This is a genomic window from Algibacter sp. (assembly GCF_049667265.1).
Taxonomy (GTDB): domain Bacteria; phylum Bacteroidota; class Bacteroidia; order Flavobacteriales; family Flavobacteriaceae; genus Algibacter_B.
Genome location: NZ_JBATHX010000238.1, coordinates 1 through 4,866 on the forward strand (window position 1 = coordinate 1; position 4,866 = coordinate 4,866).

Annotated in this window: 4 protein-coding genes and 1 pseudogene; 4 read left to right on the top strand and 1 reads right to left on the bottom strand. The window is 33.1% G+C overall.

Going from position 1 to position 4,866, the window contains the following annotated elements:
• Positions 1-717: class II fructose-bisphosphate aldolase (gene fbaA / locus WBN21_RS09000; protein ID WP_424199507.1), on the top strand; the 717-nt coding region annotated here is incomplete at its 5' end.
• A gap of 268 nt (positions 718-985) precedes the next feature.
• On the top strand, positions 986-1,843 hold the full coding sequence (gene accD, locus WBN21_RS09005; RefSeq protein WP_424199509.1) for an acetyl-CoA carboxylase, carboxyltransferase subunit beta: 858 nt from the start codon (positions 986-988) through the stop codon (positions 1,841-1,843).
• Between the two features lie 56 nt (positions 1,844-1,899).
• On the opposite strand, the gene WBN21_RS09010 is transcribed toward accD, so the two are convergent.
• Positions 1,900-3,009 carry a sensor histidine kinase gene (locus tag WBN21_RS09010; protein WP_424199511.1) on the bottom strand — a complete coding sequence of 370 codons (1,110 nt, stop codon included), beginning with the start codon at positions 3,007-3,009 and terminating at the stop codon, positions 1,900-1,902.
• Positions 3,010-3,187: 178 nt separating this feature from the next.
• Here WBN21_RS09010 and rpsO point away from each other — a divergent pair, with 178 nt between their 5' ends.
• On the top strand, positions 3,188-3,457 hold the full coding sequence (rpsO, locus tag WBN21_RS09015; protein ID WP_424199512.1) for a 30S ribosomal protein S15: 270 nt from the start codon (positions 3,188-3,190) through the stop codon (positions 3,455-3,457).
• A 327-nt stretch (positions 3,458-3,784) separates the two neighbouring features.
• Positions 3,785-4,866, top strand: a pseudogene (locus WBN21_RS09020) (polyribonucleotide nucleotidyltransferase); the annotation flags it as partial.

The window sequence follows — 4,866 nt, forward strand, 5'->3', positions numbered from 1 at the left end:
GGTTTATTAGATGCTAGTGAAATACACTATAAAGAAACTGGAAAATCATTATTCAGTTCTCATATGATTGATCTTTCTGAAGAACCAATTGAAGAAAATATTGAAATTTGTAAAACCTATTTAAAAAGAATGTCTAAAATGGGCATGACTTTAGAAATTGAACTAGGAATTACAGGTGGTGAAGAAGATGGTGTAGATAACAGCGATGTAGATGATTCTAAACTATACACACAACCAGAAGAAGTAGCTTATGCTTACGAAGAATTAAGTAAAGTAAGTCCTCAATTTACAATTGCAGCAGCATTTGGTAATGTACACGGGGTTTACAAACCAGGAAACGTAAAATTAACGCCAAAAATCTTAAAAAATTCTCAAGAGCATATTTCGAAAAAATATGGTGTTGAGCATAATCACATTGATTTTGTATTCCATGGTGGATCTGGTTCTACAGTAGAAGAAATTCGTGAGGGAATTAGCTATGGTGTGATTAAAATGAATATTGATACAGACTTACAATATGCTTTCATGGAAGGTATTCGTAATTACATGGGCGATAAATCAGAATATTTAAAAGCACAAATAGGAAATCCTGATGGTGATGATTCTCCAAACAAAAAATATTACGATCCAAGAGTTTGGTTACGTGAAGGAGAAAAAACATTTGTAGCTCGCTTAAAAAAGGCGTTTGAGGACTTAAATAATGTAAATACCCTATAATTTTTGGGCGCCTGCCGGCAGGCAGGCCTAACGCAAACAAAATAAAAAATCCTGTTTTTTTAACCCACTTATTGAGTTAAAAAACAGGATTTTAATTTTTACTATATTTATAGGTTCAAGATTGAAGTCACAAATTTTGAGTTTGAATAATAAAAACAGTAATTTTGTATACTTTGCAAATGCAAAAAAATAACTAACCAAAAGTCATGATTTTAAGATTATTTTTTAATTCTTAAAATCATAAAAACTAAAAAAAATAAATCAATATATGTCTTGGTTTAAAAGAAAAACAAAAGGAATCACAACAACTACCGAAGAGAAAAAAGACACACCAAAAGGTTTGTGGTACAAATCTCCAACAGGTAAAATTGTAGATACAGAAGAGTTAGAACAAAATTTTTATGTCAGTCCAGAAGATGGCTACCATGTAAGGATTGGTAGTAGAGAATATTTCCAAATACTGTTTGACGACAATAAATTTAAGGAGTTAGATGCTAATTTGGAATCTAAAGACCCGCTTAAGTTTGTGGACACAAAAAAATATCCAGATCGATTAAAATCGGCTCAAAAGAAAACAAATTTAAAAGACGCTGTACGTTGTGCCGTTGGAAAATCAAAAGGAAAAGACCTTGTCGTTGCCTGTATGGATTTTGCTTTTATTGGAGGCTCAATGGGTAGTGTTGTAGGCGAAAAAATTGCAAGAGCTGCTGATTATGCATTAAAAAACAAATTACCATTAATGGTTATCTCAAAATCTGGAGGAGCTAGAATGATGGAAGCTGCATTATCGTTAATGCAATTGGCTAAAACATCAGTAAAATTAGCACAATTATCAGATGCTGGTTTACCATATATTTCACTATGTACTGACCCAACAACTGGAGGAACCACGGCATCGTTTGCTATGTTAGGCGATATTAATATTAGTGAACCAGGAGCATTAATTGGTTTTGCAGGTCCTAGAATTGTAAGAGATACAACTGGAAAAGAATTACCTGATGGGTTTCAAACTTCAGAGTTTTTATTAGAACATGGTTTCTTAGATTTTATAACTCTTCGTAAAGATTTAAAGGATAAGGTAAATCAATATTTAGATTTGATATTGAATCAGCCTTTAAGAGCTTAAATCATATAATAAAGAATAAAAAAAACTGGTCTGGATTAAATCCAGACCAGTTTTTTTTATGCACTTTTTAAATATATAGAAAACTCACTTCCCACATCTACTTCACTAGTTACAATCACTTTACCACCTAATGATTCAATGTGATTTCTTGTTAAAAATAATCCAAGTCCAATAGCGTCTTTATTGGAATGAAATGTGTTATAAATTTGAAATAGTTTATCGCCATATTTTTCCATGTCAATACCTAAGCCATTATCGCCAACCTTGAAAATAACATAATCATCTTGTACAGTTGCGGTTAACCTTATTTTTGGCAATCTTTTGTCTGACCGGTACTTTATAGCATTGCTTAAAAAATTTAGAATAATACTATCCAAATAAGCAGGAATAGCTTTTACACACAAATCCTCATCAATATAATTTATAATAGTTGTATTGGTGTTTTTTGCAATTGCGGTAATGTTATAAATTGACTTTTCAACGTAATCGTATAAATTTAAATTCACTATTTGACTCTCATCAACTACCTTAGTTTTGGCTACATCGGTTAAATGGGATACTGTTTCTTCAAGATTTGCAATGGCCTTCTTTAAAAAATCGAAATTCTCATCGTTTTTTAAAGTTGCGTTATCATCTTCTAAAAACTCGGCAATAGATGATAAATTCCCTGAATGCGATCTCAAATTATGAGTCACTATGTTGGCAAATGATGTTAATCGTTCGTTTTGCTCTCTAACCACATTAAGCATCATTTTTAACTTATCTTGATTTCGTTTTCGACCAGTAATATCCGAAAACTGCCAAATCATGTTACTTGGTTCTCCGTTTTTATTCATTATTAATGACACGGAAATTAAAAACCAAATAATAGATCCATCTTTATGAAAATAACGCTGTCTGACACGATAGCCTTCAATTTTGCCTTGCATTAATCTTTCATACTTTCTTTGATGGACGCCTAAATCTTCTCTAAAAACAATGTTCTCAATGTTCATGTTGAATAATTCGTGTCTGGCATATCCAAATAAATTACAAATACTGTCGTTAACTTTTATCCAATCACCGTCTAAAGTTAAAATAACAATACCGTCGTAAGTATTATTGAAAATTTGCTCTAAGAAGTCGTAGGTTTCCGAAGAATTGACTTTGGGGTATAGCTTTTTCATGGCATAAATTATAAGTTGTTAGTTTATAGGGAGTTAAAAAATAACGATAAAAACTGTTTCACTTTTAATTTAAAAAGAAAAGATACAAAATAAATAGCGAAAAAACAAAAAAACACTATATTTGCCGCTCGAAAGAAAGGCTTTCGTGTACATAAAAATCATTTACAATAATATTAGCATGTATTTATCAAAAGAAAAAAAAGCAGATTTATTTGCAAAACACGGAAAAGGTAAAAACGATACTGGATCTGCGGAAGGGCAAATTGCTTTGTTTACACAAAGAATTAATCACTTAACTGAGCACTTAAAAAACAATCGTAAAGATTATAATACTGAGCGTTCGTTAGTAAAATTAGTAGGAAAGCGTCGTGCTTTACTAGATTACTTAACTAAGAAAGATATTTTAAGATATCGTGCTATAGTTAAAGAATTAGGATTAAGAAAATAATCTAAAATAGAAAAACCACGTTTTTTAACGTGGTTTTTTGTTTTTGCGTTAGGGATTGAACGGCATGTTTGAGCTCCCGACCTTAGGAGGAGCGAGTAGTGAAAGCCCGACCCTTTTCGGGAAACGCCCAAATAATATAACTCGAGCGTAGGAGTTTAAACAACGTAATATTATAGAAGAAGCTAATTCCCGAAACGAGTTCGGGACAAAAGGTTTTTCATTGGTCAATCGGTATTTAATACCACACAACAACTACACACAACAACACAACGACCATTGTTTAACATAATTTGAGCATTTATGTGCTTGAATTGCAAGAAAAAATTTATGATTCCAAAAGTTTTTAGAGAGGTTATTGACCTTGGAGACGGTAGAGAAATTTCTATCGAAACCGGAAAATTAGCAAAACAGGCACATGGTTCTGTTGTTGTTCAATCTGGAAAATGTATGTTATTATGTACAGTTGTTTCCAATTACAGACAAAGTCCCGTAGACTTTTTACCGTTAACGGTAGATTACAGAGAAAAATTTGCTGCTGCAGGACGTTACCCTGGTGGTTTCTTTAAAAGAGAAGCTAGACCTAGTGACGGTGAAGTTTTAACGATGCGTTTAGTGGATAGAGTATTACGTCCGTTATTCCCAAAAGATTATCATTCTGAAACCCAGGTGATGATTCAATTAATGTCTCATGATGAGAACGTTATGCCAGATGCTATGGCAGGTTTAGCAGCTTCGGCGGCTATTCAATTATCAGATTTCCCTTTTGAATGCCCTATCTCTGAAGCTAGAGTTGGTCGGATAAACGGTGAATTTATCATCAATCCAACACTTGCACAATTAGAAGAATCCGACATCGATATGATGATTGGTGCTTCTGCCGATTCAGTAATGATGGTTGAAGGAGAAATGGATGAGATTTCTGAAGAAGAAATGGCTGACGCTATTAAGTTTGCACACGAAGCTATTAAGGTACAATGTGCTGCTCAAGTTAGATTAGCTGAGGCTTTTGGAAAGAAAGAAGTTCGTGAGTATGAAGGCGAAAGAGAAGAAGAAGATTTAGCCAAGAAAATTCATGACATGGCTTATGATAAAGTGTATGCTATTGCAAAAGCTGGATCTGCTAAACATGAAAGAAGTGCCGCGTTTGATGCAATAAAAGAAGACATTAAAGCCTCTTTTTCTGAAGAAGAAATGGAAGACTTTGGCGACTTAGTTTCTAAATATTATTACAAAGCTGAAAAAGCTGCTATTAGAGATTTAACTTTAAATGAAGGATTACGTCTAGATGGTCGTAAAACGACTGAGATTAGACCAATTTGGTGTGAAGTAGATTACTTACCATCAACACATGGTTCTTCTATCTTTACTCGTGGAGAAACTCAAGCTTTAGCAACTGTAACTTTAGGAAC